Origin of the sequence: Natrialba sp. PRR66, from assembly GCF_034808065.1 — an archaeon.
Taxonomy (GTDB): Archaea; Halobacteriota; Halobacteria; order Halobacteriales; family Natrialbaceae; genus Natrialba; species Natrialba aegyptia.
Window position 1 is genome coordinate 1 of record NZ_JAXHGN010000302.1, and the last position, 230, is coordinate 230.

Annotated in this window: 1 protein-coding gene; it reads right to left on the minus strand. The window is 34.8% G+C overall.

The annotated features are described in order from the left end of the window. On the minus strand, positions 1-230 hold a 230-nt coding region (locus SM755_RS24715), incomplete at both ends, for a hypothetical protein (RefSeq protein ID WP_323174915.1).

The following is a 230-nucleotide window of genomic DNA, read 5'->3' on the forward strand; positions in this document are numbered from 1 at the left end:
GGTTGGGGGGGCTTCTTTTTTTTTTCCTTTTTGGTTCTTGTTGGGGGGGGTTTTTGGGGGTTTTTTTTTTTTTTTTGTTTTTTTTTTTTTTTTTTTTTTGGGGGGGGGGGGGGGGGGGGTTTTTTTTTTTTTTTTTTTTTTTTTTTTTTTTTTTGGGGTTTTTTTTTTTTTGGGGGTTGTTTTGGTTGTTTTGTTTAGCGGTGTGGTTTTGTTTTTTTGTTGTGGTTCCG